The organism is Streptomyces albidochromogenes, assembly GCF_005981925.1.
GTDB lineage: Bacteria > Actinomycetota > Actinomycetes > Streptomycetales > Streptomycetaceae > Streptomyces > Streptomyces albidochromogenes.
In genome coordinates this window covers 39753-66379 of the sequence record NZ_VBVX01000003.1, presented here as the reverse complement: position 1 = coordinate 66379, position 26627 = coordinate 39753, and the positions used below count along the sequence as shown (strand labels likewise).

At 71.9% G+C, this 26627-nt stretch carries 27 protein-coding genes; 18 read left to right on the top strand and 9 right to left on the bottom strand.

Annotated features, from left to right (window positions below; translation table 11 throughout):
• Nucleotides 1–99: 99 nt before the first annotated feature.
• Both E2E34_RS01005 and E2E34_RS01000 read left to right on the top strand, forming a co-directional pair.
• Nucleotides 100–1317: an RNA ligase gene (locus tag E2E34_RS01005; protein ID WP_138899984.1), complete on the top strand. Its 1218-nt coding sequence runs from the start codon at nucleotides 100–102 to the stop codon at nucleotides 1315–1317.
• Nucleotides 1318–1320: 3 nt separating this feature from the next.
• Nucleotides 1321–2232, top strand: a complete 912-nt coding sequence (locus tag E2E34_RS01000; protein ID WP_244315454.1) for a phosphatase domain-containing protein — start codon at nucleotides 1321–1323, stop codon at nucleotides 2230–2232.
• A gap of 57 nt (nucleotides 2233–2289) precedes the next feature.
• On the opposite strand, the gene E2E34_RS00995 is transcribed toward E2E34_RS01000, so the two are convergent.
• Nucleotides 2290–2625, bottom strand: coding sequence for an STAS domain-containing protein (locus tag E2E34_RS00995; RefSeq protein ID WP_167518171.1), 336 nt, complete (start codon nucleotides 2623–2625; stop codon nucleotides 2290–2292).
• A 177-nt stretch (nucleotides 2626–2802) separates the two neighbouring features.
• Here E2E34_RS00995 and E2E34_RS35200 point away from each other — a divergent pair, with 177 nt between their 5' ends.
• The 9 genes from E2E34_RS35200 (at nucleotide 2803) to E2E34_RS00955 (ending at nucleotide 11012) form a co-directional block, all read left to right on the top strand.
• Nucleotides 2803–2964: a J domain-containing protein gene (locus tag E2E34_RS35200; RefSeq protein ID WP_167518168.1), complete on the top strand. Its 162-nt coding sequence runs from the start codon at nucleotides 2803–2805 to the stop codon at nucleotides 2962–2964.
• A 19-nt stretch (nucleotides 2965–2983) separates the two neighbouring features.
• Nucleotides 2984–4873, top strand: a complete 1890-nt coding sequence (dnaK, locus tag E2E34_RS00990) for a molecular chaperone DnaK (RefSeq protein ID WP_138899982.1) — start codon at nucleotides 2984–2986, stop codon at nucleotides 4871–4873.
• Nucleotides 4870–5514, top strand: coding sequence for a nucleotide exchange factor GrpE (grpE, locus tag E2E34_RS00985; protein ID WP_138899981.1), 645 nt, complete (start codon nucleotides 4870–4872; stop codon nucleotides 5512–5514). The genes dnaK and grpE overlap by 4 nt, the downstream gene beginning before the upstream one ends.
• Nucleotides 5515–5591: 77 nt before the next feature.
• Entirely contained in the window at nucleotides 5592–6044 is a 453-nt protein-coding gene (locus tag E2E34_RS00980) for a YbhB/YbcL family Raf kinase inhibitor-like protein (protein ID WP_138899980.1), read from the top strand.
• 120 nt (nucleotides 6045–6164) lie between these two features.
• The gene (locus tag E2E34_RS00975) at nucleotides 6165–6404 is read left to right on the top strand and encodes a hypothetical protein (protein WP_138899979.1); all 240 of its coding nucleotides are present in this window, start codon (nucleotides 6165–6167) and stop codon (nucleotides 6402–6404) included.
• A gap of 67 nt (nucleotides 6405–6471) precedes the next feature.
• Entirely contained in the window at nucleotides 6472–7620 is a 1149-nt protein-coding gene (locus E2E34_RS00970; protein WP_138899978.1) for a CapA family protein, read from the top strand.
• Between the two features lie 111 nt (nucleotides 7621–7731).
• Nucleotides 7732–7923, top strand: a complete 192-nt coding sequence (tgmA, locus tag E2E34_RS00965) for a putative ATP-grasp-modified RiPP (RefSeq protein ID WP_138899977.1) — start codon at nucleotides 7732–7734, stop codon at nucleotides 7921–7923.
• 19 nt (nucleotides 7924–7942) lie between these two features.
• Nucleotides 7943–8881, top strand: coding sequence for an ATP-grasp ribosomal peptide maturase (tgmB, locus tag E2E34_RS00960; protein WP_138899976.1), 939 nt, complete (start codon nucleotides 7943–7945; stop codon nucleotides 8879–8881).
• Between the two features lie 85 nt (nucleotides 8882–8966).
• Nucleotides 8967–11012, top strand: a complete 2046-nt coding sequence (locus tag E2E34_RS00955; RefSeq protein WP_138899975.1) for a transglycosylase domain-containing protein — start codon at nucleotides 8967–8969, stop codon at nucleotides 11010–11012.
• Nucleotides 11013–11166: 154 nt separating this feature from the next.
• Here E2E34_RS00955 and E2E34_RS00950 read toward each other — a convergent pair whose 3' ends face one another.
• The 4 genes from E2E34_RS00950 to E2E34_RS00935 all read right to left on the bottom strand — a co-directional run bounded on the left by E2E34_RS00950 (nucleotide 11167) and on the right by E2E34_RS00935 (nucleotide 15546).
• Nucleotides 11167–11559 (bottom strand): hypothetical protein, encoded by a 393-nt coding sequence (locus E2E34_RS00950; RefSeq protein WP_244315452.1) that lies wholly within the window; start codon nucleotides 11557–11559, stop codon nucleotides 11167–11169.
• A 128-nt stretch (nucleotides 11560–11687) separates the two neighbouring features.
• Complete coding sequence (locus E2E34_RS00945) at nucleotides 11688–12323, bottom strand: hypothetical protein (protein WP_138899974.1); 636 nt, start codon at nucleotides 12321–12323, stop codon at nucleotides 11688–11690.
• Between the two features lie 225 nt (nucleotides 12324–12548).
• The gene (locus E2E34_RS00940; protein ID WP_138899973.1) at nucleotides 12549–13025 is read right to left on the bottom strand and encodes a DUF5709 domain-containing protein; all 477 of its coding nucleotides are present in this window, start codon (nucleotides 13023–13025) and stop codon (nucleotides 12549–12551) included.
• Nucleotides 13026–13119: 94 nt separating this feature from the next.
• Nucleotides 13120–15546, bottom strand: coding sequence for an ATP-binding SpoIIE family protein phosphatase (locus E2E34_RS00935; RefSeq protein ID WP_244315451.1), 2427 nt, complete (start codon nucleotides 15544–15546; stop codon nucleotides 13120–13122).
• A 256-nt stretch (nucleotides 15547–15802) separates the two neighbouring features.
• On the opposite strand from E2E34_RS00935, the gene E2E34_RS35195 reads away from it, so the two are divergent.
• The 5 genes from E2E34_RS35195 (at nucleotide 15803) to E2E34_RS00915 (ending at nucleotide 18984) form a co-directional block, all read left to right on the top strand.
• A complete protein-coding gene (locus E2E34_RS35195) occupies nucleotides 15803–15970 on the top strand; it encodes a hypothetical protein (protein WP_167518170.1) in 168 nt (55 codons plus the stop codon).
• A 66-nt stretch (nucleotides 15971–16036) separates the two neighbouring features.
• On the top strand, nucleotides 16037–16333 hold the full coding sequence (locus tag E2E34_RS00930; protein ID WP_138899971.1) for a hypothetical protein: 297 nt from the start codon (nucleotides 16037–16039) through the stop codon (nucleotides 16331–16333).
• A gap of 51 nt (nucleotides 16334–16384) precedes the next feature.
• Complete coding sequence (locus E2E34_RS00925; protein WP_138899970.1) at nucleotides 16385–16843, top strand: CBS domain-containing protein; 459 nt, start codon at nucleotides 16385–16387, stop codon at nucleotides 16841–16843.
• A gap of 126 nt (nucleotides 16844–16969) precedes the next feature.
• On the top strand, nucleotides 16970–17959 hold the full coding sequence (locus E2E34_RS00920; protein ID WP_138899969.1) for a Gfo/Idh/MocA family protein: 990 nt from the start codon (nucleotides 16970–16972) through the stop codon (nucleotides 17957–17959).
• A gap of 32 nt (nucleotides 17960–17991) precedes the next feature.
• Nucleotides 17992–18984, top strand: coding sequence for an aldo/keto reductase (locus tag E2E34_RS00915; RefSeq protein ID WP_167518169.1), 993 nt, complete (start codon nucleotides 17992–17994; stop codon nucleotides 18982–18984).
• 69 nt (nucleotides 18985–19053) lie between these two features.
• Here the strand turns inward: E2E34_RS00915 and E2E34_RS00910 are convergent, their stop codons facing one another.
• From E2E34_RS00910 to E2E34_RS00895, 4 genes are all read right to left on the bottom strand, one after another.
• Nucleotides 19054–20508, bottom strand: coding sequence for a GH1 family beta-glucosidase (locus E2E34_RS00910; RefSeq protein WP_138899967.1), 1455 nt, complete (start codon nucleotides 20506–20508; stop codon nucleotides 19054–19056).
• A 53-nt stretch (nucleotides 20509–20561) separates the two neighbouring features.
• Entirely contained in the window at nucleotides 20562–21488 is a 927-nt protein-coding gene (locus tag E2E34_RS00905; protein WP_138899966.1) for a carbohydrate ABC transporter permease, read from the bottom strand.
• A 17-nt stretch (nucleotides 21489–21505) separates the two neighbouring features.
• Nucleotides 21506–22489 (bottom strand): carbohydrate ABC transporter permease, encoded by a 984-nt coding sequence (locus E2E34_RS00900; RefSeq protein ID WP_138899965.1) that lies wholly within the window; start codon nucleotides 22487–22489, stop codon nucleotides 21506–21508.
• A gap of 94 nt (nucleotides 22490–22583) precedes the next feature.
• Complete coding sequence (locus tag E2E34_RS00895) at nucleotides 22584–23903, bottom strand: ABC transporter substrate-binding protein (RefSeq protein WP_138899964.1); 1320 nt, start codon at nucleotides 23901–23903, stop codon at nucleotides 22584–22586.
• 283 nt (nucleotides 23904–24186) lie between these two features.
• On the opposite strand from E2E34_RS00895, the gene E2E34_RS00890 reads away from it, so the two are divergent.
• Both E2E34_RS00890 and E2E34_RS00885 read left to right on the top strand, forming a co-directional pair.
• On the top strand, nucleotides 24187–25203 hold the full coding sequence (locus E2E34_RS00890; RefSeq protein ID WP_138899989.1) for a LacI family DNA-binding transcriptional regulator: 1017 nt from the start codon (nucleotides 24187–24189) through the stop codon (nucleotides 25201–25203).
• 88 nt (nucleotides 25204–25291) lie between these two features.
• On the top strand, nucleotides 25292–26602 hold the full coding sequence (locus E2E34_RS00885) for an ATP-grasp domain-containing protein (protein ID WP_138899963.1): 1311 nt from the start codon (nucleotides 25292–25294) through the stop codon (nucleotides 26600–26602).
• Nucleotides 26603–26627 lie beyond the last annotated feature (25 nt).

Below are 26627 nucleotides of genomic sequence, written 5' to 3'. Positions count from 1 at the left end.
CCCTCTGACCTGCGCGGCCCGATCGGCGGCCCGCACTTATTCGCTGTCGGCCGGACCCTCCCTCACGAAAGAATGGAGCATCAGAAACCGGGAGGGACCATGAGCCAGGCGTACCTGACTCTGCAAGAACTGCTGCCGCCGGCCGAGTTGGCAGCCGCGCTCGACGCCGGGCACGTCACCCGCAAGCCGCACCCCGAACTGCCGCTGTCGATCTACACCTACACGCGGACGTGCCAGTACGAGCGGATCTGGAACGAGGTGACGACGCGGTGCCGCGGGCTCGTGGCCGACGACGCCACGGGCGAGATCGTCGCGCTGCCGCTGCCGAAGTTCTTCAACGTCGGTGAGCACGAGGCCGGACAGCCGTACGCGCCCGCACTGCCGGACGAGCCGTTCGAGGTGTACGACAAGGTCGACGGCAGCCTCGCGGTGGTCTTCCACTACGCCGGCCGGTGGCGGGTCGCGTCCAAGGGTTCCTTCATCAGCGCGCAGGCGAGGTGGGCGCAGCGCCGGCTCGACGCCCGGGACACGTCCGCGCTGACGCCGGGCGTGACGTACCTCGCGGAGATCGTCTACCCGGAGAACCGCATCGTCGTCGACTACGGAGACCGCAGGGACCTCGTGCTCCTCGCGGCGTTCGGCAGGGACGGCACCGAGATACCCGTGGCGGGGGCCGGAGCGGCCTGGAAGGGCGTCGGGTCCGTGGTCACGGTGTGGCCCGCCCTGCCCCTCGCCGACCTGATCGCGCTCGCCGAGGCGAACACGCTGCCCGGTGGCCGGTCCGCGACGGGGACCGACGCCGAGGGCTTCGTGCTGCGCTTCGCCTCCGGGGTGCGGGCGAAGGCCAAGCTGTCCGAGTACGTACGGCTCCACAAGGTCATGACGGGCGTCACCGAGCGGGACATCTGGCGTGGCCACGGCATCCAGCGGTTCGCGGGGATGTCCGTCAAGCGGCTGGCGCAGGGCCTGGGGTGCTCGCGCGCCGAGCTCGGGGGCATCACAGCGGCGGGCGGTCGGCCGCTGGACGCGCTGCTGGAACAGGTGCCGGACGAGTTCGACGCCTGGGTGCGCGGGGTGATCGACCGCCTGGAGTCCGAGGCGGCGGCGCTCCAAGCCGCCATCGACACGTCGTTCCGCCGGCTCGCCCCACTGACCGGCGACCGGGCCGCTTTCGCCCGTGCCGTGAAGGAACTGCCCGACGCACGGATCCGGGCCGCCATGTTCCTGCGGCTCGACGGACGCCCGACGGACCTGGTCGTGTGGCGCGCCGTGCGGCCGGAGGCGTCCGACCCTTTCAAGACCGACGAGGAGAACTGACCCGTGCCCGTAGTACATGTCATGACGGGGCTGCCCGCGTCGGGCAAGACGACCGCCGCGCGCGAGCTCCAGGAACGGGCCGACGGCCGGATGCGCCGGGTCAACCTCGACGACCTGCGCGCGATGCTCGACCTTCCCGCGGCCGAGCGCAGGTCGTGGGCGCACGAGCAGACGGTGCTGGCGATCCAGGACGCCGCGGTGCGGGCTGCCGTCGACGGCGGTTTCGACGTGGTGGTCGACAACACCCACATGACGCCGCACATCCCCAAGCGGCTGAAGGCGGCGGTCGCGGGCCTTGCCACGTTCACCGTGCACGACTTCACGGACGTACCGGTCGAGGAGTGCGTACGCCGCGACGCCGAGCGGGACAGGCGGGTCGGCGAGGAGGTCATCCGCATCCTGGCCGACAAACACGCGCAGGCCAGACGGGGCGGATGGCGGCTCACCGACGCGTGGCTGAACGACGAGGCACCCGTCGAGCCGTACGTGCCCGACCCGTCGCTGCCGGCCGCGGTGATGTGCGACATCGACGGCACGCTCGCCCTGACCGGGGACCGCGGGCCGTACGATTTCACCCGGTGCGAGGTCGACCTGCTCAACGACGCGGTACGGCGGGCGCTGCACGCGTTCCGGCGCGCCGACAACGATGTGGTCGTGCTGCTGTCCGGGCGCGGTGAGGAGTACCGCGCGCAGACCGAGTCGTGGCTGCGGCGGCACGACGTGCCGTACGACGAGCTGTGGATGCGCCCGGCGGGCGACGGGCGGCGCGACGACGTGGTGAAGGCCGAGCTGTTCGACCGGCACGTGCGTCACCGGTACGCGGTGCGGGTGTCGCTGGACGACCGCGACCGGGTGGTCGCCCTGTGGCGCCGCATGGGGCTGCCCACGTGGCAGGTCAACTACGGCGCCTTCTGAGAGACCGCCCGCGCGGCGGCGCACGCCGGACAACGGCGGCGCGCCGCCGCGCGGGCTCTACCGCGCGTCGGCCGCCTCGGGCTCGATCGTGAACGCGCCCCCGGTGTGGGACAGCCGCAGGAGCCGGGCCAGGGCGCGCGGGACGGCGCACAGCCGCAGGTCGGCTCCGCCGGCCTTCGCCGCCCGGGCCGCGCCCAGCAGCGCGTTGAGCCCCGAGCAGTCGCAGAACGTCAGGCCCCGGCAGTCCACCAGGACGCTGCGATGGCCGGCCACGGCCGCCTGAACGGCCTGTCTGAGGTCCGGCGCGCTGACGACGTCGAGGTCCCCCGCCAGGGTGATCCGGCAGCTGTCGGGGCCGGTGGCGTGAACACCGACCAGGAACGTGTCGTTCACGGCGCCCCCTTCGCTCACGATGCGGGGTGGACCGGTGGGTCTGTGTCTCCAGGGAACGCCTGAGCGGGCGACCTGTCCACCCGTCGTGCGTCTTGACAAGCGGGTGGTTGCGTTTTATCCAGGATTCTGAAGAGGGTTTCCTCCATATCCGCAGGTCAGAGCGGGGAGGTGAGGGCAGTGGCAGAGCTGGGCCCGGCCGTCCGGGCGCCCGCCCCCTACACGGTGCCGGGCGTGGAGCCGATCGCCCCGGCCGGGCGGATCACCTCGGCGTACCGCGGGCTCGTGCGCGCGCTGCACCCCGACGCGCCCCACCCGGTGGAGCGCGGGGTGAGCGGGTGAGCAGGGTGAGGAGAAGGCAATGGCACGTGCAGTGGGTATCGACCTTGGTACGACGAACTCGGTGGTCTGCGTCCTGGAGGGCGGCGAGCCCACGGTCATCACCAATACCGAGGGGGCCAGGACGACGCCTTCGGTGGTCGGTTTCGCGAAGAGCGGCGACGTGCTCGTGGGTGAGATCGCCAAGCGGCAGGCGGTGACGAACATCGAGCGCACGGCGCGGTCGGTCAAGCGCCACATGGGCGAGGCGCAGTGGCGTTTCCCGGAGCACGGCGACATCGACGGCAAGCGTTACACCGCTCAGGAGATCTCCGCGCGCGTGCTCCAGAAGCTCAAGCGCGACGCGGAGAGCTATCTGGGCGAGGACGTGACGGATGCCGTCATCACGGTTCCGGCGTACTTCAACGACTCCCAGCGCACCGCGACCAAGGAGGCCGGGGAGATCGCGGGTCTGAAGGTGCTGCGGATCATCAACGAGCCGACGGCCGCGGCGCTCGCCTACGGCCTGGACAAGGAGAACGACCAGACCATCCTCGTCTTCGACCTCGGCGGTGGCACGTTCGACGTCTCGCTGCTGGAGATCGGTGAGGGCGTCGTCGAGGTCAAGGCGACCAACGGCGACACGCATCTGGGCGGCGACGACTGGGACCAGCGGATCGTCGATCACCTGGCCAAGCAGTTCAAGAACGCGTACGGCATCGACCTCTCCCAGGACAAGATGGCCACGCAGCGGCTGCGGGAGTCCGCCGAGCGGGCCAAGATCGAGCTGTCGGCCGCGACCGAGACCAACATCAACCTGCCGTACCTGAGCGCGTCGGCCGAAGGGCCGCTGCACCTGGACGAAAAGCTCACGCGCTCGCAGTTCCAGCAGCTGACCGCCGACCTCCTGGAGCGCTGCAAGGCGCCGTTCCACAACGCGGTCAAGGACGCGCGGATCGACCTCTCCGACATCGACCACGTGATCCTCGTGGGCGGCTCGACCCGGATGCCGGCCGTCACCGAGCTGGTCAAGGAGCTCACCGGCAAGGACCCGCACAAGGGCGTCAACCCCGACGAGGTCGTCGCGATGGGGGCCGCGCTGCAGGCCGGTGTCCTCAAGGGTGAGGTCAAGGACGTCCTGCTCCTCGACGTCACACCGCTGTCGCTCGGCATCGAGACCAAGGGCGGCATCATGACGAAGCTCATCGAGCGCAACACGACGATCCCGACGAAGCGCTCGGAGGTCTTCACGACGGCCGAGGACAACCAGCCGTCGGTGCAGATCCAGGTCTTCCAGGGGGAGCGCGAGATCGCGGCGTACAACAAGAAGCTCGGCATGTTCGAGCTGACCGGTCTGCCGCCGGCCCCGCGCGGCGTCCCGCAGATCGAGGTCGCCTTCGACATCGACGCCAACGGCATCATGCACGTGACGGCCAAGGACCTCGGGACCGGCAGGGAGCAGCGGATGACCGTCACCGGCGGCTCGTCGCTGCCGAAGGACGACATCGAGCGGATGGTCCGTGACGCCGAGCAGTACGCGGAGGAGGACCACAGGCGCCGGGAGGCCGCCGAGACGCGGAACCGGGCCGAGCAGCTCGTCTATCAGACGGAGAAGTTCCTCAAGGACAACGAGGACAAGGTTCCTGGCGACGTGAGGACCGAGGTCGAGACCGCCGTCGGCGAGCTGAAGGAGAAGCTCAAGGCCGAGTCCGCCGAGGGCGACAGCACCGCGGAGATCCGCACGGCGACCGAGAAGGTCGCGGCCGTCTCCCAGAAGCTCGGCCAGGCGATGTACGCCGACGCGCAGGCCCAGGGCCAGGCCCGGGGTGCCGAGGGGGCCGCGGGCGACGGCGGGGCGCGGGCGCAGGGTGAGGACGAGGTCGTCGACGCGGAGATCGTCGACGACGACAAGCAGCAGGGAGGCGCGGGATGAACCGCCCGACCGGCAGGGCCGGCCACCGGGTTCCGCCGCTGGAGCTCGTCCGGGACGGGCGGCACGGCGGCGGCTCCCCGGACGCGTTGCCGCGGCGTGCCGCGCAGCCGGAGGAACGGGCCCGGCGGGCCGCCGGCGCCCCGGCCGGCCCCGGCCCGGGTGACGCGCCGCCGCCCTCGCGCGAGGAGGCGCTCGACGCGGAACTGCGGGAGCGCACCGCCGACCTGCAACGGCTGAAGGCCGAGTACGACAACTACCGCAAGCGGGTGCGCCGCGACCGCCTCGCGGTCCGCGAGATCGCCGTGGCCAACGTGCTCGGCCGGCTCCTGCCGGTGCTCGACGCCCTGGCCGGGGCCGCCGAGCGGGGCGAGGTGTCCGACGGCCTCGCGCGCGTCGACCGGGCGCTGCGGGCGGAACTGGCGGCCCTGGGGCTCGAGTCGTTCGGCGCGGCGGGCGATGCCTTCGACCCCTGCGTGCACGAGGCCGTCTCGTACCGGCGGACGGACGCCGTCGAGCGGCCCACCTGCACCGCGGTTCTCCGGCCGGGCTACCGGGTCGGCGGCCACCTGCTGCGGCCCGCCCAGACAGCGGTCGCCGAACCCCTCGCGGGCCCGCCCGGGGCGGCGGGGCCACCGGGGTAGCGGCGCCGTTGCGCCACCCGAGGCAACGTGCGGACCGGCTCGGCGGACGCGCGCCGCGGCGGGGTAGCACTTCACGCATGGCCGGTATCGAGATCAGGAGTTCCGCGTTCGACGACGGTGCGGTCATCCCGCGCCGCTACGCCAAGGAAGGTGACGACGTCTCCCCCGACCTGTCGTGGTCCGGCGTGCCGCAGGGCACGGCGGAGCTGCTGCTCCTGTGCGAGGACCCCGACGCGCCGTCGGGGACCTTCGCGCACTGGATCGTCACGGGCATCGACCCGGCGTCCGGCGGCGTGGAGGAGGGGCGGACGCCGACGGGCGGGCAGCCTCTGATGAACGGTTTCGGCGAGTCGGGCTGGGGCGGCCCGCTGCCCCCTCCCGGCGACGACGCGCACCGCTACTTCTTCCGTCTGTACGCGCTTTCGGAACCCGTCGAGCTGGCCGACGAGGTGAGCGCCGAGGACGTGCACGCGGCGGTGGAGGGGCGGCAGCTGGCTGAGGGCACCCTGGTCGGCCTCTACCGGCGTTGAGGCGCCGGGCCCGCCCGGCAGGAGGCCGGCGATCACGTACGCTGAGCCGCGGCGCCGGTCGGCACGCTCCGGTCGGTTCGCCACCCCTCTCGCCAGTGACGTTCAGGATGGAAACAGTCCATGGGAATGCTGATTACCATCGGTGCGGGCATCGTGGCCGTAGTGGTCCTGGGCCTCGTCATCACGGTGATCGTGGTCGCCCGCAACCGAGGGAGAGCCGCCGCGGCGCCCGGGTACGGCGGGTACCAGCAGCAGGCGCAACCGGGCCCGCCCTACCCCCAGGCTCCGCGGAACCAGCCCAACCAGCCGCCGTACCAGCCCAATCCGTACGCGCGGCAGCCTCCCTACCCAGGGCAGTGAGGCGCGGGACCCAGGGCAGTGAGGCGCGGGCGAGCGGCCCGGTGAGGACGGAGCCCGCGGTGGGAGAATGGGGCGCGTGGGCCAGACTCCCGTGACGCTCGCACTGAGCGGCGACGTGATGACGGGCCGGGGCGTGGACCAGATCCTTCCGCACCCCGGCGACCCGGCGCTGCGGGAGGGGTACATCCGCGACGCCCGTGACTACGTCGCACTCGCCGAGGCCGCCCACGGCACGGTCCCCGGGTGGCCGGTGCACTTCACCTGGCCGTGGGGCGCGGCGCTGGACGTGCTGGAGGCCGTGGCGCCGGACGTCCGCGTCGTCAACCTGGAGACGAGCGTCACGACGAGCGACGACTTCGCCCCCGGCAAGGCCGTGAACTACCGGATGCACCCGGACAACGTCCCGTGCCTGACGGCGGCGCGGCCCGATGTGTGCGTGCTCGCCAACAACCACGTCCTGGACTTCGGCCGCCGCGGCCTGGAGGAGACGCTGGACGTCCTGCGCGCCGCCGGTCTCCCCCGCGCCGGAGCGGGACGGGATGCGGCCGAGGCGCGGCGGCCGGCGGCCGTCGCCACACGGGGCGGCGGACGGGTGCTCGTACTGTCGTGCGGGTCGGCCACCAGCGGGATTCCGGCGCGGTGGGCGGCCGGGACGGACCGGCCGGGCGTCGACTTCCTGCCCGACCTCTCCCGGCGCACCGCGGACGGACTCGTACGGCGGCTGCGGGCCGTGCGGCGGGACGGCGATCTGACGGTCGTCTCGATCCACTGGGGGTCGAACTGGGGGTACGCGGTGCCGCCCGCCCAGACCGCCTTCGCCCGACGGCTCGTCGACGGCGGCGTGGACGTCGTCCACGGCCATTCCTCGCACCACCCGCGCCCGATCGAGGTCTACCGCGGCAGGCTCGTCCTGTACGGCTGCGGGGACCTCATCGACGACTACGAGGGCATCCGGGGCTACGAGCGGTACCGGGACGACCTGCGTCCGCTGTACTTCCCGTCGCTCGACGCGCGTACGGGCGAGCTGACCGGTCTGCGCGTCGCCCCGCTGCTGGCCCGCCGGATGACACTGCGCCGCGCGCCGGCCGCCGACGCCGACTGGCTGTGCGAGGCCCTGACGAGGGCGGGGCAGCCGTTCGCGACGCGCCTGGAGCCGGATCCGGGCGCCGCCGGGTTTCTCAGGCTGCGGTGGGCCGAGGCGGATCGCGGGGCGTAGCGGAGCGGCGTACTGACGCGGATCACATCGCCGATGCTGAATCCTCGGCCTTGCCCGTGCGTACAGCCCCCTGTACACCGCTCGATGATCAGGCGACGAGGAGCCCGTTCCATGCGACCGTTCGTGTTGAACTACGCCCAGCAGAACGCGGTGCCGGACGTACCGGTTCCGTACGACTACAGCAGTGCTCTCCAGCTCAACCTGCTGCCCGACGGGCGTCCCGCCATCAGCGACCGGGTGCTCCTGCTGGCCGTCGGCACCACCACGTCGACGGCGGGTTCCCAGACGCACTTCGACGACTGACCGTCCGGCGCGTTCCGCGATGACCGTACTGATCCTGACGTGCCACCAGGACGTCACGACGGACCTGGTGGTGGCCGGGCTGCACGAACGGGGAGTCCCGCTGGTGCGCCTGGACCCCGCCGATCTGCCCCACGACGCCGGGCTTTCGGCCGAGTACGTACGGGGCGACTTCCACTGCCACCTGTCGGTCGACGGACGGGTGGTCAGCTCCGAGGCGCTGCGCTCCATCTGGGTACGGCGGCCCGGCGAGCCCGCGGCGCACGCCGGCGAGCCGTCGCGCTGGCTCACCGCCGAGACCGGACAGGCGCTGCACGGCGTGCTGTACTCCACCACCGCGCGGTGGATGAACCACCCGCGCCAGGCGGAACAGGCCCGGCTCAAGCCCTGGCAGTTGCGGTTCGCCCACCAGAGCGGCTTCGCCGTGCCGCCCACCGTCGTCACCACCTTCCCGCGCGTGGCCGAGCAGTTCGCCGCGCAGTACGGCACGGTCGTGGTCAAGTCACTCTCGGGGCCGCCGCGCGACGGTCCCGCGATCGCCCTGCCCACCGCCCTGGTCGAGCCCGGCACGGACTTCGGCGGCGTCGCGGCCTGCCCCACGCTGCTGCAGCGCTACGTGCCCAAGCGCGCCGACATCCGGCTGACGAGCGTCGGCGGCCGGATGTTCGCCGCCCGGAAGGCCGCGGCGCCCGGGCAGGTCGACGGGCGCTACGGCGACACCGGCGGCGTCTGGGAGCCCGTCGATGTGCCCGACCGCATCGCCCGGGCCGTACGCGAGTACACCGACCTGGCGGGGCTCGCGTTCGCGGCGTTCGACTTCGCCGAGGACGCCGAGAACGTGTGGTGGTTCCTGGAGTGCAACCAGGGCGGGCAGTTCGGCTTCGTGGAGCTGGAGACCGGCCAGCCGATCGCGGGCGCCGTGGCGGACTGGCTGGCCCGGCCGGCGCCCGGGGCCCCCTGAACGGTGACCGGCCTTCCCGCGTAGTAGGGAGCGGCAGGGTGACCGTGATCGTACAGAAAAGGGGCGAGCATCTGTGATGCGTCGAATGGGACGGAACGTGGGGGCGGCGCCGCGCAGGCTTTCCGGTGTCGGCCGGCGGTTGCGCGTCGACTACCCGCGCCGGGGCCGTCGCGGCCTGGCACGGCTGGTCCCGTCCTGGCGCCAGCTGCTCGGTCTGCTGCTGCTGTGCTGCGGTACGGTCGCCGCCCTGGTCGCCTACGTGTACTCCACCGTGCGCATCGAGGACGTGAACGCCTCCGCGCGCGCCGAGGCCACCGTGTACTACTGGGCCGACGGCACGCAGATGGCCGTCGTCGGGGCGGTCAACCGGCAGGCCGTCCCGCTGTCCGACATCCCGCCCTCCCTGCAGAACGCCGTGATCGCGGCGGAGAACGCCGACTTCTACAGCGACCCGGGTTTCTCCGTGGCGGGCGTCGGCCGGGCGGTGGTGAACATGGCGCGCGGGGGGCAGATCCAGGGCGGCTCGACCATCACGCAGCAGTACGTGAAGAACACTTACCTGACGCCGGAGCAGACCGTTGACCGCAAGCTGCGCGAACTGTGCCTGTCGGTCAAACTCTCCCGCTCCCTGTCCAAGGCGGAGATCCTCCAGGGGTATCTCAACACCAGCTGGTTCGGGCGCAACGCCTACGGGGTGCAGGCCGCCGCGCGGGCCTACTACGGCATGGACGCGAAGGACCTCGACCCCGGCCGCGCCGCGCTGCTGGCCGCGCTGCTCAAGGGGGCGCAGGACTACGACCCGTCCCTGAGCGAGGCGAACCACCGCCGGGCACAGGCGCGGTGGCGGTACGTCCTGGACCGGCAGGTGGAGCTCGGTCACATGTCGCGGCAGGAGCGGGCCGAGTACACCGAGTTCCCGGAGCCGCGCCGGCAGTCCGTGCCCACCGGCCTGTCGGGGCAGACCGGTTACCTGGTGGACGTGGCGAACAAGTACATCGCGCAACGCACCGGGCTGACCGCCGAGGACCTGGGGCGCGGCGGGTACCGGATCCGCACCACCTTCGACCGCGACAGCGTGGAGCGGCTGCGGCAGAGCGTCGACAGTGCCACCGCCCGGACGCTGGACCCCGAACGCCGGAGCACCGACCGCGACGTCCAGGTCGGCGCCGCGTCGGTCCGCCCGGGCGACGGGGCGGTGCTGGCGCTGTACGGCGGTCCCGACGCGACGCGGCACTTCACCAACAACGCCGACACGGCGGGGGTGCCGGTCGGTGCGGCCTTCAAACCGTTCGTCCTGGCGGCGGCGCTCCAGCACGGTGTGCGGTCGGCGGGGAGCGCCGTGCCCCCGCCGCCGGTGTCCGCCGACAGTTTCTACGACGCGACGGGCGCGCTGGTCTCCGGGACGCCGCTGTCGCCCCAGGAGCGGGCGGGCACCGGCGGCCCCCTCCCGGGCGGTGTCCTGCCCTTCGCCACCGGTCTGCCCACCCTGCGCGAGGCGCTGGTGGGCGACGGCGACGGCGTCTACAGCCGCCTCGGCGAGGACGTCGGTCTGGCGAAGGTGCGTGATCTCGCGGTCAGTACGGGCCTGTTGCCGCAGAGCATGGCGCCCCTGGAGCGGCGGTTCTCCGCAGGCACCTCCACGCCCAGTGCCGTACGGATGGCGGACGCGTACGCCACCTTCGCGCAGGACGGCCGGCGTACGGACCCGTACTCGGTCACGTCGGTCACCTACCGGGGCACCCGCCTGGAGGGGCTGGAGCGGCCGCCCGGCCGGCAGGTGCTCGACACGGAGGTGGCCCGGGAGGTGTCGCGGGCGATGCGGGACGTCGCGGTGGACGCCCTGGAGCCCGGCACACTGCGCGCGCTGGGGCCGGTGGCCGCCGGGCGGACCGGCGCGGACGAACGGCTGCGGGCCGCCTGGTTCGTCGGCTACACCGAGGAAGTGTCGACCGCCGTGACCGTCTTCCGGACCCGGCCGGGTGAGGCCGCCCTGCTCCCGTTGTCCGGGGCGGGCGGACCGGGCGTGGAGCGGGGCGACTTCCTGCCGCTGCGGGTGTGGTCGTCGTACATGGCGGCGACCCTGCCGGGAGCGGACGACGCAGGCGACGGGGCGTCCGCCGCGGCCCGTTAGGACCCGCGCCGCCTCGTGCGCGGTGGCAGCGGCACCCCCGCGACCGCGCACGGAAGGGGGCCGGCGTCCTGGACGGACGCCGGCCCCCTTCCGTGCGCGCGGGTGGTGCGGGGAACCCCCCGCCACCGGCGGCTGCCCGGCGTGCGGGCGCTGTTCACCTGTGCGCGGCGGCGCCCGCTCCCACCGGGGTCTGCGTCGACGGGGCGGCGTGCTGCGGGATGGAGGCCACCGGAGCGGTCTCGCTCAGGTGGCCCACATGCGGCCTGGTCCGGTCGGCGGCGGGAGTGCCGGTGAGCGCGGCAGGCGCCGGGCCCGGTGGAGACACCGTGCTCTTGCGCTCGTCCGGCGCGTTCGCGACCGACGACCAGGTGCGCAGCCGGTGGCTGGCCGCCTCGTCGAGCGTCACGGGCGCCCCGCGCTGCTCGGCCAGCCGGCTCGCCTCCCGGCCGAGCGCGGCCACGTCGTCCCACCGCAGGGTCAGCACCACCGAGAGCTCGGCGCCGCCGCCGGGGAGACCTTGCATCATCGATTCCACGCGATCAGTCATGTCCGCTCCTGTCGTCGACACAGAGACGTTTCGCCACACCTGGCTCGGGCGCAGGTAGCCCGTAGTACGCACGGTGCGGGCGGCATGTTCAGCGCGTGTTCGAGGCTTTCCGGTCTCCGCGCGGTCCGTTACGCGCCGACGGCGGCCGCCTCGGCGGCCGGTTCCTCGCTCGCACCGTCGTTCTTGACGGCCCGGTAGTACACGGACTTCTGCTGCTTGGTCCGCTCGCTCTGGTTCTTGGCGACCGAGGCCTCCAGCGCGTTGCGCACCACGGTGACGCTGAGGGTGCGTCCGGGGTGTGCCTCGGTCAGTTCCTGGGTGACCTCGGCCGCCGACCGCGGTTCGTCGTGCTTGGCGAGGACGGCGACGACGAGCTCACGCAGCGGGGGCGAGGTCTTGCCCGCCTTCGCCCCGGTGTTCGCCGGCGCCGCCTTGCCGGTGCGTTCGGCGGTGCGCCTGCCGGGGCTCTTGGCGCCGGTGGACGCCGACTTGGCGCGCCGGGCGCCGGGCACCGTCGGGGCGGCGCTCCCGGCCGCCCCGGTCTGCTTGGCCGGCTTGGTCTGCTTGGCCTTCCTCCCCGACGGCGTGCCCAGGGCCGCGCGCATGCTCAGCAGCAGTTCGTGGTCCTTCTCCAGCGCTTCGAGCCGGCCGCGCAGCGCGTCCACCTCGGACCGGACGCGTTCCTGTTCGGCGGTGTTGCGCGCCAGGTCGGCGTCGACCTGACCGGCGTACTGGGACTGCAGCGTGGGATTGTCCTCTGCCATGACAGCTCACTTTCCTTGCACGACTGTTGGGGGCGGATGCTACTCACATCTGTCGACCACGCAGAACCACGTGCGTGCCACTATTCGACATCAGCCCTGCGTACGGTGTCGAGCAAGGCGCCCAGTTTCACTCGGTGTAGTGCCGGTGGTGTCAGCGGTGTCATCTCCGCGCGCCGGACCGCCTGTCGCCGGACCGCCTGTCGTGCCGTGCGTCGTACCGGCGGACTACAACGCCTCGTCCTCGTCCGCCGGCGGCTCGACGTGCATCGCCGCCTCCTCGGCCGACGCGGCGCCACCGTCGATGCCCACGTCCCGGCCCAGTACGCCGATGTTGCGTCGCGGCGCCTCCTCCGCCACCGGGGCGATGCGCCCCGCGCGGGTGTCGGCCGCCTGCTCCTCCAGGGGTTCGCCCTCGCCTCCGGGCAGGTCACCCACCTCGTCGCCGTCCGGCGGGCGCACGTCGGGGGTCTCCTGGGCCAGCCGCTGGTCGAGGGACTCGCCCTCGCGCTGCTCCTCCGCCGTGGTGCCGTGCTTCGTCACCCCGAGGGCCCGCTCGGGCGGTGAGTAGCCCTCGTCGAGCATCTCGTCCAGGTCGCGTTCCCCGATCGCGTTCTCCAGGTCGAGGTCGTCGGTCGGCCGGTTCTGCGCGTCGGAGTTCTCGGGCTGGTACACGTCGTCACCGCGCGCGGCTTCCTCGGACATGCGCTGCTCCTTTCCTCGGGGGTGGGTGCTCCTCGTTCGCGCATCTGGGTACCCGGCCGTAACGGCGCCACACTGTTTGTCCGGCATTTCGCCGTCATGGGGAGCCAGGCAGCGGCTGTTCCGTCCAGATGGTCTTCCCGTGGCGTGTGTACCTGCTGCCCCACCGCTCGGTGAGCTGCGCGATGAGGAACAGTCCGCGTCCGCCCTCCTCGGTGGCCCGTGCGCGGCGCATCCTGGGCTGCGTACTGCTGGGGTCGGACACCTCGCAGATGAGGGTCGACGTACGGATGAGCCTGAGTTCGACCGGGCCGCCGCCCGCGTACCGGATGGCGTTGGTGACCAGCTCGCTCGCCACCAGTTCGGTGGTGAAGGCGAGTTCGTCCAGTCCCCAGCGGGACAGCTGGCGCACCACGAGGGCGCGGGCGTCGGCGACCACCGCGGGGTCCGGCTCCAGGACCCAGCGCACACTGTCCTGCGCGGACACCCCCCGGGTGCGGGCGAGCAGCAGTGTCACATCGTCCGACAGCGGGCTCGGGGCCAGGTCCGCCACCACCTCGCGGCCGACGTCCCGCAGCGGGCGGTCCAGGGCGTTCGCGGTGGTCAGCCGCTTCCTGAGCGCCGCCATCCCCTCGTCGAGGTCGGCCCGCGGCCGTTCGACCAAACCGTCGGTGTAGAGCGCCAGTACGCTGCCGGGTTCGATCTCCAGCTCCACGGGTTCGAACGGCAGTCCGCCGACGCCCAGCGGCGGGCCGGGGCTGACGTCGACGTACCGGGCGGTCCCGTCGGGGGCCAGCAGCGCGGGCGGGGGGTGCCCGGCGCTCGCCATGGCGCACTGCCGGGAGACCGGGTCGTACGTGACGTACAGGCAGGTGGCGCCGAACGAGTCGTAGGCGCTCTGCGGCGTGGAGCCGGCCGTGCCGTTCTCGTACGTGCTGCTCTCGACCGTCAGCTGCGAGACGAGGTCGTCGAGGTGGGTGAGCAGCTCGTCGGGTTCGAGGTCCAGGTCGGCGAGGGTGCGTACGGCGGTCCGCAGCCGGCCCATCATCGCCGTGGCCTGGAGGCCGTGGCCGACGACGTCTCCGACGACGAGCGCGACCCGCGCGGACGACAGCGGGATGACGTCGAACCAGTCCCCGCTGACGCCCCCGGCCGTGTCCGTGGGGTGGTAAACACTGGCGCTCTGGACCGCGGCCGTCTCGGTCGACGTCGGGGGCAGCAGGCTGCGCTGGAGGCTCACGGAGGCGTGCCGCTCGCGCGCGTACCGGCGCGCGTTGTCCACCACCAGGGCGGCGCGGGAGGCGACCTCTTCCAGCAGGGCCAGGTCGTCCGCCCCGAAGGGGCGGCGTCTGCCCGCGCGCCACACCGTGACCCGGCCCAGGAGTTTTCCGCGCGCCCGCAGGGGCGCGCTCATGCCGGAGCGGACGTCGAGCCCGGGCACCGGAGGCGGCATGGGGCCGGGCGTGCCGTCGGTGCCGTCCGGCCCGAGGCCGGGGAGGCGCGGCCAGACGTGGCCCCTGGGGGCCTCGCTGATGTCCACCCGCAGGGCGCCGCCCACTCGTGGAACGATCTGCTGTCCGTCGGCCACGCCGGCCACGGCCGACCGGCGCAGCACGTGGTGCCGCTGGTGGGCGGGGCCCGGCTCCTCATGGGCGAAGACGGCCTCGGCGATGTCGACGGCCGCCAGGTCGGCCAGTACGGGAACCAGCACGTCGGCCAGGTCCTGTGTGGTCTCGGCGACGGACAGCGAGTTGCCGAGGACGGCGGTGGCGCGGTGCAGCAGGTCGAGGCGCTCCTGGGCGCCGCGCTGGTCGGTGACATCGGTGAACAGGGCGGTGACGCCCATGACCCGTCCGTCCGGCTCCTGGAGCCGGAACGCGGACAACGCCATGATCCGTCCCGTCCCCGGTTCGATCCGGGTCCGTACGAGAGCGTCCATGGACACCAGCGGCGTCCCGGTGGCGAGCACGTCGCGCAGGCGCTCCTCGATGACGCGCGCGTCCTCCGACCAGAGGAACTCCGCGAGGTGCAGGCCGCCGAGCTCGTCGGGCAGGCCCGTGTACGGGAGGAGCTGTGTGTTCGTCCGCACGAGGCGCAGTTCCCGGTCGAACATGGCGAAGCCGACGCGCTCCTGGAGGAACAGCTCCTGCATGAAGGCGTGGTCCTGCCGCCACCGCACCACCAGCGGCCACGGCGCGCCCAGGAGGAAGAAGCGCGACGCCTCGCGGTCCGGCTGTTCCGGAGCCAGCGGGAGCACCCGGAACACGATGTCCGCCTCCCCTCCCCCCGCCTCGCGCACCGCGACCCGGCCCTCCCACACGGGGCCGTCGCGCCGCGCCATGATCGCGGGCCAGCCCGCGGGGTCGGCCAGCAGCTCCTGGAGCCGCCGCCCGCACAGGTCCTCGGCCGGGCGGGTCAGGAGTGTCTCGGCCGCCGGTGTGCAGCCGAGGATCGTCCCGGCCCCGTCCACCAGCAGCCCGGCGGCGTTGCCCGCGTCGAGGGGATCTTCGTTGCTGCGAGCCATGCGCACGCGCACCCCCGGGATCGGCATCTCATCGGTCCTGGTACGGCCGGACGATCGGCACCCTTCTTGACGCGTGGGCGTCATCGGTGTCCTCGTTCTCTTGATCAGGCTATCGACCACCCCGGGCGTTCGCCTGCCCGGCGGGCGAAACGGGCGGCCGACGGCCCAGCGTGCCGCGGCCGCCGGCGTGCGGCCGCGGCGGCGCTGTGTGAGCCTGGCCGCGGGACGACGCCGTGACGAACCGAGGGAGTGGGCCGTGAACCAGCTCGGAGAGAAGCCCGAAGAGGTCCGCAAGCAGTTGGAGGAGGAGAAGCGCCGGGCCCGTGAGGAGGAGCGGAAGTCCGCCGAAGGGACGTCCGGTCCCGGGGAGCGGTCCGACCGGCCGGCTGACGAGGCGCGTGCGGACGACCGGGACCAGGGCTGACTCCCCCGTTCGTAGCCCCTGTTCGCGCCGGTCGCGGATGCGGCCACAGATGCGAGACTGGGAAACATGGACTGGGCTTCATGGACGACGCTCGGTGTGCTGACGGGCCGCGGCGGGGTGCTCACCGAAGAGGTGGGTGTGCTGACCGGTGACCTGACGGTGCACACCACCTGGGCCGACGGCGAGGCGCGGATCGCCGTGCAGTACAGCGGGTCGGCGGACTGGTTCACCATGGCGGGCAGTCCCGTGCCGTCGCCCTCGGAGGCCGACAGCCGGAACCTGCACGACGCCGTGGTGGCGGCGGTCCGGGCCGGCGGCGCCGCCACTGTGCCCTCTCCACCCCACAGCTCCACGGCGCCGTGACGCCGCCGCTCTCACGGCCGTAGGGACTGCGCTCCGGCAAGGAGAACGGCCATGCTCGCCCGTGATCTCGCGGAAACCTACCCCCACATATCAGTCGACGCCGACGCGGTGGACGCGGCGCGGCTGCTCGCCGGGCACAAGCTCCCCGCGCTGCTGGTGGTCGACTCGGACCAGCGGCCGTACGCCATCGTGCCCGGCTCCCAGCTGATCAAGCAGCTCGTGCCCGAGTACCTGCTGGAGGAGCCGTTCCTCGTCTCCGTGATCGACGACCGGCACCTCGACGAGGTCGCGGAGAGGATCGCCGGTCTGACGGTCGGCGAATGGCTGCCGCCGCGCACGTACGCGCCGCCGGTGGTCGGTCCGGACGCCGGTCTGCTGCAGGTGGCGGCTCTCATGGCCCGTACGCGCAGTCCGCTGGTCGCGGTGATCGAGCGCGACGGTGACGAGGTCCGGCTGGTGGGGGCCGTCACGGCGGCCTGTCTGATGTCCCGTCTCGTCGACGGGCCGTGACCCGCGCGCGGAGCGGGCACCTCCGGGTGCCTTGACAGCGGTGGGGTGGTGCGTGAGTCTTCGACCGGCGGTGGGAACGTTCCCACCCTTGTCCCGTACCGCTTCCGCCACCTCAGGAGACAGCGCATGCCCGAACGTCCGGTCCGCTGGGGGATCCTCGCCACCGGCCCCATGGCCGCCGCCTTCACCGAGGACCTGGCCACCGTCCCGGAGGCGGAGGTGCTCGCGGTGGGATCGCGTTCGGAGCGCTCCGCCGCCGTGTTCGCCGACCGCCATGCGATCCCGCGTGCGTACGGCGGCTGGCAGGACCTGGCGGCCGATCCGGACATCGACGTCGTCTACGTCGCCACACCGCACGCCCACCACGCCGCGGCCACCGCCGCCTGCCTCAGCGGCGGGAAGGCGGTGCTGTGCGAGAAGCCGTTCGCTCTCAACCGGGCGCAGGCGGCGGCGATGGCCGAGCTCGCGGAGCGCGAGTCGCTCTTCCTGATGGAGGCGATGTGGACGTACCTCAACCCCCTGATCCAGCAGGTGTGTTCGCTGATCGACGACGGCGTCATAGGGGAGGTCCGCTCGGTGCACGCGGACTTCGGGGTGCGGGCGCCGCACGTCCCCGGGCACCGGCTGCGCGACCCCGCCGCGGGCGGCGGCGCCCTCCTCGACCTCGGCACGTACCCCGTGTCCTTCGCCCACCTGCTGCTGGGCCCCGCCCGGCACGTGGCGGCCTGGTCGGATCTGAGCGGCGCCGGGGTGGACGAGAGCACAGCGATGGTCCTCGGCCACGACAACGGCGCCATGGCCGTCCTGTCGTGCTCGCTGACCGCCGACAGTGCGCGCGGCGCCGTCGTCCACGGGTCCGAGGGACGGATCGAGTTCCCCGCCGACTTCTACAACCCGCGGACCGCGATCCTGCGGCGGGACGGACAGGCGGCGCGCACGCTCGTCGCGGACCCGCAGACCGGTCACGGGTACGACCATCAGGCGCGTGAAGTGATGCGCTGCCTGCGGGAGAAGCGCACCGAGTCGCCGCTGGTGCCGCTGCGCGGCACGCTCGACGTCATGGAGACGCTGGACAGGGTCCGCGCGCTCGTCGGGCTGCGCTTTCCGGGCGAGTGAGGGAGGACGGACAGCCGGCGAGCCGACCTAGGATGTATTTCATGGATCAACGAGTTCTGGGCAGGACCGGCCGTCACGTCTCCGTGGTCGGCCTCGGCACGTGGCAGCTGGGCGCCGACTGGGGCGACGTACGGGAACAGGACGCGCTCGACGTCCTGGACGCGGCCGTCGAAGCGGGAGTCACGTTCTTCGACACGGCCGATGTGTACGGGGACGGGCGCAGCGAGCGGCTGATCGGCCGCTATCTGCGCGAGCGGCCCGACGCCGGTGTGTTCGTCGCCACCAAGATGGGCCGCCGCGCCGAACAGCTGCCGGAGCACTACGTCCTGGACAACTTCCGCGCCTGGAGCGACCGGTCCCGCGCGAACCTCGGTGTGGACACGCTCGACCTGGTGCAGCTGCACTGCCCGCCGTCGTCCGTCTACGCCGGCGACGCGGTGTTCGACGCGCTGGACACGCTGGTGGCCGAGCAGCGGATCGCCGCGTACGGCGTGAGTGTCGAGACGTGCGCCGAGGCGCTCACCGCCATGGCGCGTCCGGGAACGGCAAGCGTGCAGATCATCCTCAACCCCTTCCGCCTCAAGCCGCTGGAGGAAGTGCTGCCGGCCGCCGTGAAGGCCGGGGTGGGCATCATCGCCAGGGTCCCGCTCGCGTCCGGGCTGCTGTCCGGCAGGTACACCAAGGAGACGGTGTTCGCGGGCGACGACCACCGGACGTACAACCGGCACGGGGAGTCGTTCGACCAGGGTGAGACGTTCTCCGGCGTCGACTTCGAGACGGGTGTCGAGGCCGCGGCCGAGTTCGCCGCGCTCGCTCCCGGCAGCGCGACGCCCGCCGCGACGGCGCTGCGCTGGATCATCCAGCAGCCCGGTGTGAGCAGTGTGATCCCGGGGGCGCGCTCACCCGAGCAGGCCCGCGCGAACGCGGCGGCCGCGGACGCGCCGGCGTTGTCGCGGGCCACCCTCGACGCGGTGCGCGAACTGTACGACCGGCGCGTGCGCGCGCGGGTGCACCACCGTTGGTGAGCCGCCGGACGCGGCTCGGCCCGGCGTGCGCACCGCACGCCGGGCCGAGCCGTTGTGTCCCGCGGCCGGTCAGGTCACGTCGAGCGCCGGCAGGGCGCCCGTACGGGCCACCTCGGCGTACCAGCGGGCGCTCGCCTTCGGGGTGCGGCGGCCCGTCGGATAGTCGACGTACACCGCGCCGAAACGCTTGCTGTACCCGTATCCCCACTCGAAGTTGTCGAGCAGTGACCACAGGAAGTAGCCGCGGACGTCCACTCCCGACCTGATCGCCCGGTGCACCGCCGTCAGGTGGCCGTGCAGGTACGCGATCCGGTCGGGGTCGACCACCTCGCCGTGCGGGTCGATGTAGTCGTCGAACGCCGCGCCGTTCTCCGTGATGACCAGCGGCAGGTCCGGGAAGTCGGTCTTGAGCCGGAGTAGCAGTTCGTACATGCCACTGGGGTCCACCGCCCAGCCCATCGCCGTCCGGTCGCCCGGCGGCAGGTGGAAGTTCACGGCGTCGGCGCCCGGCCAGGGACTGTGGGCGCTGTCGCCGTGCCCGTCGGAGCCGTGGCCGGCGCCCTCGGTGGCGGCGGAGACCAGGGTGGGCGTGTAGTAGTTGACGCCCAGGAAGTCGAGCGGCTGACGGATCGCGGCCGTGTCGCCGTCCCGTACGAACGACCAGTCCGTCAGGTGGGCGGTGTCGCGCAGCAGGTCCTCCGGGTACGCGCCGCCGAGGAGGGGGCCGGTGAAGACGCGGTTGGCCAGTGCGTCGATGCGGCGGGCGGCGTCCGCGTCCTCGGGGCTCGCGGTGAGCGGACGCACGTGGTGGACGTTGAGGGTGATGGACACCTGGGCGTCGCCGGGCAGGCCGGCGCGCAGTGCCTGGACGGCCTGGCCGTGAGCGAGGTTGAGGTGGTGCGCGGCGCGCAGCGCGGCGACGGGATCGGTACGGCCCGGTGCGTGGACGCCGGACGCGTAGCCGAGGAAGGCGCTGCACCAGGGCTCGTTGAGGGTCGTCCAGGTGTACACCCGGTCGCCCAGGGCCTCGGCGGCCAGGCCGGCGTACTCGGCGAAGCGCTCGGCGGTGGCGCGCTCCGGCCACCCGCCCATGTTCTCCAGTTCCTGCGGGAGGTCCCAGTGGTAGAGCGTGGCGACGGGCTGGATGCCCTTCTCCAGCAGTTCGTCGGTCAGCCTGCGGTAGAAGTCGAGCCCCTTCTGGACGGCGGGCCCCCGGCCGGTGGGCTGGACGCGGGGCCACGCGAGGGAGAAGCGGTAGGCGCCCACGCCGAGGTCGGCCATGATGGCGACGTCCTCGCGCCAGCGGTGGTAGTGGTCGGTGGCGATGTCCCCGGTGTCGCCGTTGCGGACCTTGCCGGGTGTGCGGGAGTAGGTGTCCCAGATGGACGGGGTGCGCCCGTCCTCCGCCGCGGCTCCTTCGATCTGGTACGCGGCGGTCGCCGTGCCCCAGAGGAAGCCGGGCGGGAAGACACGGCGGTCCGCGGTCCCGGGAGCGGTCGCGGTGGGTCGGATTGCGGTGACCACGTACGTAGGTCCTTCCGAGGTTGGAGGGGTCGGGTGTGTGCCTGGGGGCGGGCTCAGCCCTTGACCGCGCCCTGCATGATGCCGCCGACGATCTGGCGGCCGAAGACGACGAACATCGCCAGCAGCGGCAGCGTGCCGAGGAGGGCGCCGGCCATGATGAGGGACTGGTCGCGGATGTAGCCCGCGCTCAGCTGGGTGAGGGCGACGGGGACCGTCGGGTTGGTCATGTCGAGCACGATGAACGGCCAGAAGAAGTCGTTCCAGGCGTGCACGAAGGTGATCATGAACAGGACCGCCATCGGGGGCCTGGCGATCGGCAGGACGATGCTCCAGAAGATGCGCAGCGAGTGGGCGCCGTCCACCCGGCCGGCCTCGACGAGCTCGTCGGGCAGCGCCTCGGTGAAGTACTGCCGCATGAAGAACACGCCGACCGCGCTGACCAGGGTGGGGAAGATGACAGCGGGGAGTTTCTGCCCCCATCCGAGTTCCGTCATCATCATGAACAGTGGGACGACGCCGAGTTGCGGCGGCACCATCATCGTTCCGATGACGAGCATGAGCAGGATGTTGCGTCCCTTGAAGCGCAGCTTGGCGAAGGCGAAGCCGGCCAGGGTGGCGAACAGCACGGTGGACAGCGCGATGACACCGGCCACCACGAGGCTGTTGATCATCGCTTTGCCGAGCGCGGCGTCCTGCCATGCCTTGCCGAGGTTCTCCAGCAGGTGCGGACCCGGCAGGAACGGCGGCGGCGTCTGGCTGACGCGGGTGTTGTCGGTCGAGGCCGCGACCATCGTCCAGTACAGCGGGAAGAGAGAGAACAGCGCGGCGACGGTGAGCAGCAGGTAGGTGACGGGGCCGGCGTGGTGCTGGCGGCCGGCCCCCGGCCGCAGCCGCGCGAGGAGCGGGCGCCGGGCCGGCGGTTCGCTGCGGGACGGCTGCGGGCGGACGTCCGTCCGGGCGGGGAGGCTGTCGGTGGTCATGGCGGGCTCGCTCCTGGTCAGGACGTACGTACTGAGGACGCTCGGCGGGACGCGAGGCGTTTGACGACCCGCTGGACGACGAAGACGAGGATCAGCAGCAGGAACATCACCCAGGCGACGGTGGCCGCGCGCCCCATCTGGTAGTTCTTCCAGCCCTCCTCGTACAGCAGCAGTCCGAGGGTCTGGTACTGGTTGTCCGCCCCGCCGGTGACGCCCATGGGGCCCTGGCCGAAGATGAGCGGCTCACCGAAGAGCTGGGTGGCGCCGATGGTCGACAGCACGATGGTGAAGACGATGGTGGACCGGATGCCGGGCACGGTCACCGAGATGAACTGCTGCCAGCGGGAGGCTCCGTCGATGGCGGCCGCCTCGTAGCGCTCACGCGGGACGGCCTGCATCGCCGCGAGGTACAGCAGCGCGTTGTAGCCGGTCCAGCGCCAGATCACGATGGTGGAGATGGCCGCCTGCGCGGCCCACTTGTTGTTCTCCCAGTCGATGTTGTCGACGCCGACCAGGCTCAGCATCCAGTTGATCATGCCGAAGTCGCGCTCGAAGAGCATGGTGAAGACGAGCGCCGCCGCGCCGACCGACGTCGCGTACGGGGTGATGGCGGCGACGCGGAAGAACGTCGAACCGCGGAGCCGGTAGTTGAGCAGGTGCGCCAGGCCCAGCGCGATCAGCAGCTGCGGCACGGTGGACAGCGCGCCGAGAGTGAGGGTGTTGAGCAGTGCGTTCCAGAAGCGTTCGTCCTGCCACAGCGCGGTGTAGTTGTCGAACGCCACCCACTCCATGACGTTCATGGTGGCGAGTTCGACCCGGTGCAGGGAGATCCAGGCGGTGTACACGAGCGGATAGAAGCTGAAGGCCGCGAACACCACGAAGAACGGTGTGATGAAGGCGTACGGCGCTCCGCGCAGGTCGAGCCGGTGGAGCAGCGTCCGCCGCCGCCGGCGCGAGCGTTCCCGTTCGCCGGTCCGGGTGGTCGGGAGGGAGGTGGCCACGAGAGGGCATCCTTCGTGAGACGTGGGTGGGGCTGCGGTGTCCCGGCGACCGCTCGGGATCGCGGCGGCCGCCGGGACAACGGGGCGGCCGGACTCAGCCGGTGGCCTTCTCGATCCGCTCCTCCGTGGCCTTCCAGGCCGCGTCGGGGCTCTTGTTCTGCGACTCGATGAGCGTCAGCCCCTGCGAGAAGATGTCCTTGATCGTGCCGTCCTTGCGCCCGAGGACCTGCTTGTCGGGGATCTCCTGGGCGGCCTGGCCGAAGATCTTTCCGATCGGGGCGTCGTTGAAGTACGCGGACTTGGCCTCGACGACGGCGGGGGCCTTCAGGGCCTCCTGCGAGGACGGGAAGTTGCCGATCTTCTTGAAGACGTGCTCCTGCTGCTCGGGTGCGGTCAGCCAGGCGACCAGCTTCTTCGCCTCCTCCTTCACCGGGCTCTTGTCGATGACGCCGAGGAACGAGCCGCCCCAGTTCGCACCCTTGGGCGCCTTGGCGACGTCCCACTTGCCCTTGTTCGCCGGCCCCGCCTTCTCACTGATGTGGCCGAGCATCCAGGCCGGGCAGACCGCCGTCGCGAAGGTGCCGTTGGCCAGGCCCGGGTCCCAGCCCGGCTGGAACTGCCGCAGTTTCGCGGTGAGTCCGGTGCCGCCGGCCTCGGCGGCGAGCTGCCACGCCTCGGTGACGGCGGGGTTGTCCTTGTAGACGAGTTCGCCGGACTCGTCGTAGAACTGCTCGGAGCTGCCGTAGATCATGGCGTTGAACAGGCCGCTGGCGCTGTCCATGAAGGCGACCTTGTCGTTCTTGTTGCCCTTCTTGAAGTCCTTGCCCGCTTCGACGTACTTCGACCAGTCCCCCTCCCACAGCTTCGCGACCTCATCGCGGTCGGTCGGCAGACCCGCCTGTGCGAACAGGTCCTTGCGGTAGCAGACGGCCATGGGCCCGATGTCGGTGCCGAAGCCGATGACCTTGTCGTCCTTGGCCGTGACCTGGCTGAGCTTCCACGGCAGGAAGTGGTCGGCGCCCTCGACGCCGGACAGATCGGCGAACCGCGCGGCCTGCGTGTCGGCCAGCTCCTTGGCGCGCCCGATCTCTATGCCCTGGATGTCCTTGAGCCCGCTGCCCGCCGCGAGGTGCGTCTGGAGGGCGGTGTAGTACGTCTGCTCGTCGCCGGCGACCTCAGCCTCGATGCGGACGTTCGGGTTCTCCTTCATGTACTGGTCGAGGAGGCCGGTCTCCTTGTATCCCATGACGCCGAACAGGCCCATGGTGATGGTGGTCTTGCCGTCCTTGACGCCGCCTCCGGTCCCTCCCCCGCCGTCCGGGCCGCCGCTGCATCCGACGACCAGACCGAGTGCGGCGGCGGTCGAAACGGCAGCCACAACCCTTGTACGCAACAGCTTGCGAGCCCTGTCCATGTAGCCCTCCCAGTGGCGGCGCCGACGCCCCGGCGTTCCGGCCGGTCTGTCCGCTCTGTGGCCTCGATTGGTGAAGTGGGAACGTTCCCACTGGCGAGGTGGGAACGTTCCCACCAAGTGCTCGAAGAGTGGCCGCCGCGCATACTCTCTGTCAAGAACTTGAATCGACTTCGTTGCGGGCAGATGTCGCGGGACAATCCGCCGACGTCCGGCCCGCCCGATCGCCTTCTGGCACAATGCGCTGGTGAACGGCGCCCGGACGCCGTTCCACGAGGAGGAAGCCATGGGGGGAAGGCAGCGGCCGACCATCAAAACCGTGGCCGCGCGCGCCGGAGTGGGGCGTACGACTGTTTCACGTGTCATCAACGGCTCGACGCTCGTCAGCGACGAGGCCCGCGCCGCCGTCCTGGCCGCGATCGCCGAGCTCAACTACGTGCCGAACTCCGTCGCCCGCGGTCTCGTCACCAGCAGGACCAACTCCGTCGCCCTGGTGATCCCCGAGTCGGAGAGCCGGCTGGGCTCGGAGCCCTATTTCTCCGCCGTCATCCGGGGCGTCAGCACCGCGCTGGCCGACACCAGGACGCAGCTCCAGTTGATGCTCGTACGGGACAAGGGCGAACAGGACCAGCTCACCGACTCGGTGGCCGAACGGCGCGTCGACGGCGTGCTGCTGGTCTCGGTGCACGAGCGCGATCCGCTGCCCGGCCTGCTGGAGGACATGGGGCTGCCGACCGTGCTCGCCGGCCGCCGCTCCCCCGCCGAGCCCCTCAGCCACGTCCACGCCGACAACCTGGGCGGCGCGGCCGCCGCGGTCCGCCACCTGATCGCCCGCGGCCGGACGGAGATCGCCACCATCACCGGCCCCCTGGACATGGACGTGGGCCGCACCCGGCTGCAGGGCTGGCGGGACGCGCTGGCGGAGGCCGGCCGCGCCGCGGACGGGCGCCTCGTCGCGACGGGCGACTTCACCGAGGCGGGTGGAGAGCGGGCCATGCGTTCGCTTCTTGAAGCCGCACCCGATCTCGACGCCGTCTTCGTGGCGTCCGACGTCATGGCCGTCGGCGCGATGGCGGAACTGCGCAGGCGGGGGCGGCGCGTCCCGGACGACGTGGCGGTGGTCGGTTTCGACGACTCGTTCTTCGCCCGCCACACCGACCCGCCCCTGACGAGTGTGCGCCAGCCCACCGAGGAGATCGGCACGACGATCGCCCGGGTGCTGCTGCGCGAGATCGCCGACCCCGAAGCGCCGAGGCAGCACATCGTGCTCCCCACCTCGCTCGTCGTGCGCGGCTCCTCCTGACCCCGCCCGGACCGCCGGTTCCCCGATCCGATGTGTGAGAAGCGCCTGACGAGGAAGGCGATCGGGACGAGCCGACGAAGGAGAGTCAGTGAGCGACCGCAAGAACATATTCGTGCTGGGCCTGGACGAGGCCAACCTGCCCACCCTGCGCGCCGTGCCCGACGTGGAGAGCTACGCCTTCCACCCGCTTCTGACGATCGAGGAGCTCCAGCACGGCGAGGTCTCGGTGGCGGACCTGTTCGAGAAGGCGCAGAAGGTGCTGGACGACTTCGACGGCAGCATCGACGCGATCGTCGGTTACTGGGACTTCCCCGTGAGCACGCTCGTGCCCATGCTCAGCGAGCGGTACGGCACGCGCAGCACCGGCCTGGAGTCGGTGGTCAAGTGCGAGCACAAGTACTGGAGCCGGCTCGAACAGCAGAAGGTCGCCGACGCGCATCCGCGCTTCGGGCGGGTGGATCTGGAGACGGACGACCCGCGTCCGCCCGAGGGCGTGAACTTCCCGATGTGGCTGAAGCCCGCCCTGTCGTACTCCTCGGAACTGGCCTTCGGCGTCAAGGACCAGCAGGAGTTCCGCGAGGCGGTCGACGAGATCCGCAAGGGCGTCGCCCGGGTCGGCCGGCCCTTCGAGTACATCCTCGACCGGCTCGACCTGCCCGAGGAGATGGCCGGGGTCGGCGGTCAGGTCTGCCTGGCCGAGGAGGCGCTGTCCGGAATCCAGGTCGCGGTGGAGGGGTACGTCCACAACGGCGAGGTGACCGTCTACGGCGTCCTCGACTCGATCAACTACCCCGACTCCTCCAGCTTCCTGCGCCACCAGTACCCCTCCGCCCTGCCCGAGCCGGTGATCCGCCGCCTGCACGACGTGTCCGAGCGCGTGATGCGGCAGATCGGCATGGAGGCGGCGACGTTCAGCATCGAGTACTTCTACGACCCGCAGGCCGACGCGATCAACCTGCTGGAGATCAACCCCCGGCACTCGCAGTCGCACGCCGAGCTGTTCGAGTACGTCGACGGTGTCCCGAACCACCACTGCATGATCAGCCTCGCGCTGGGCAAGGACCCCGCGCTGCCGCACCGGGCGGGCCGGTACAAGGTGGCCGCCAAGTGGTACTACCGCTGGTTCGCGGACGGTGCGGCGCGTCAGGTGCCCACGGCCGAGGACATCGAGCGGATCGAACGGGAGATCCCGGGCGTCCGGGTCGACGTGGTGCCCGAGGAGGGGCAGCGCCTCTCGGAGACCCCGCAGCAGGACAGCTACAGCTACGAGCTGGCCCACATCTTCACGGGCGGTGACAGCGAGGAGGAACTGCGGGAGAAGTACGACCGCTGTGTGGCGGCACTGAACCTGGCCTTCGACGAGACCACGCCGGGCGGGCGCGACCAGAAGAACGTCTGAGCACCCGAGGAAAGGAGCGGCCCAG

Excerpts from the sequence above, each read along its gene's own strand:
- E2E34_RS01005 (WP_138899984.1), top strand. The coding sequence starts at position 100 with ATGAGCCAGGCGTACCTGACTCTGCAAGAACTGCTGCCGCCGGCCGAG.
- E2E34_RS00950 (WP_244315452.1), bottom strand. The coding sequence starts at position 11,559 with ATGACTGATCGCGTGGAATCGATGATGCAAGGTCTCCCCGGCGGCGGC.
- E2E34_RS00970 (WP_138899978.1), top strand. The coding sequence starts at position 6,472 with ATGGGGCGCGTGGGCCAGACTCCCGTGACGCTCGCACTGAGCGGCGAC.
- E2E34_RS00940 (WP_138899973.1), bottom strand. The coding sequence starts at position 13,025 with ATGTCCGAGGAAGCCGCGCGCGGTGACGACGTGTACCAGCCCGAGAAC.
- E2E34_RS00980 (WP_138899980.1), top strand. The coding sequence starts at position 5,592 with ATGGCCGGTATCGAGATCAGGAGTTCCGCGTTCGACGACGGTGCGGTC.
- E2E34_RS00955 (WP_138899975.1), top strand. The coding sequence starts at position 8,967 with ATGGGACGGAACGTGGGGGCGGCGCCGCGCAGGCTTTCCGGTGTCGGC.
- tgmB (WP_138899976.1), top strand. The coding sequence starts at position 7,943 with ATGACCGTACTGATCCTGACGTGCCACCAGGACGTCACGACGGACCTG.
- E2E34_RS00895 (WP_138899964.1), bottom strand. The coding sequence starts at position 23,903 with ATGGACAGGGCTCGCAAGCTGTTGCGTACAAGGGTTGTGGCTGCCGTT.
- E2E34_RS00925 (WP_138899970.1), top strand. The coding sequence starts at position 16,385 with ATGCTCGCCCGTGATCTCGCGGAAACCTACCCCCACATATCAGTCGAC.
- dnaK (WP_138899982.1), top strand. The coding sequence starts at position 2,984 with ATGGCACGTGCAGTGGGTATCGACCTTGGTACGACGAACTCGGTGGTC.
- tgmA (WP_138899977.1), top strand. The coding sequence starts at position 7,732 with ATGCGACCGTTCGTGTTGAACTACGCCCAGCAGAACGCGGTGCCGGAC.
- E2E34_RS00975 (WP_138899979.1), top strand. The coding sequence starts at position 6,165 with ATGGGAATGCTGATTACCATCGGTGCGGGCATCGTGGCCGTAGTGGTC.
- E2E34_RS00890 (WP_138899989.1), top strand. The coding sequence starts at position 24,187 with ATGGGGGGAAGGCAGCGGCCGACCATCAAAACCGTGGCCGCGCGCGCC.
- grpE (WP_138899981.1), top strand. The coding sequence starts at position 4,870 with ATGAACCGCCCGACCGGCAGGGCCGGCCACCGGGTTCCGCCGCTGGAG.
- E2E34_RS00945 (WP_138899974.1), bottom strand. The coding sequence starts at position 12,323 with ATGGCAGAGGACAATCCCACGCTGCAGTCCCAGTACGCCGGTCAGGTC.
- E2E34_RS00920 (WP_138899969.1), top strand. The coding sequence starts at position 16,970 with ATGCCCGAACGTCCGGTCCGCTGGGGGATCCTCGCCACCGGCCCCATG.
- E2E34_RS00930 (WP_138899971.1), top strand. The coding sequence starts at position 16,037 with ATGGACTGGGCTTCATGGACGACGCTCGGTGTGCTGACGGGCCGCGGC.
- E2E34_RS00905 (WP_138899966.1), bottom strand. The coding sequence starts at position 21,488 with ATGACCACCGACAGCCTCCCCGCCCGGACGGACGTCCGCCCGCAGCCG.
- E2E34_RS00935 (WP_244315451.1), bottom strand. The coding sequence starts at position 15,546 with ATGGCTCGCAGCAACGAAGATCCCCTCGACGCGGGCAACGCCGCCGGG.
- E2E34_RS00915 (WP_167518169.1), top strand. The coding sequence starts at position 17,992 with ATGTATTTCATGGATCAACGAGTTCTGGGCAGGACCGGCCGTCACGTC.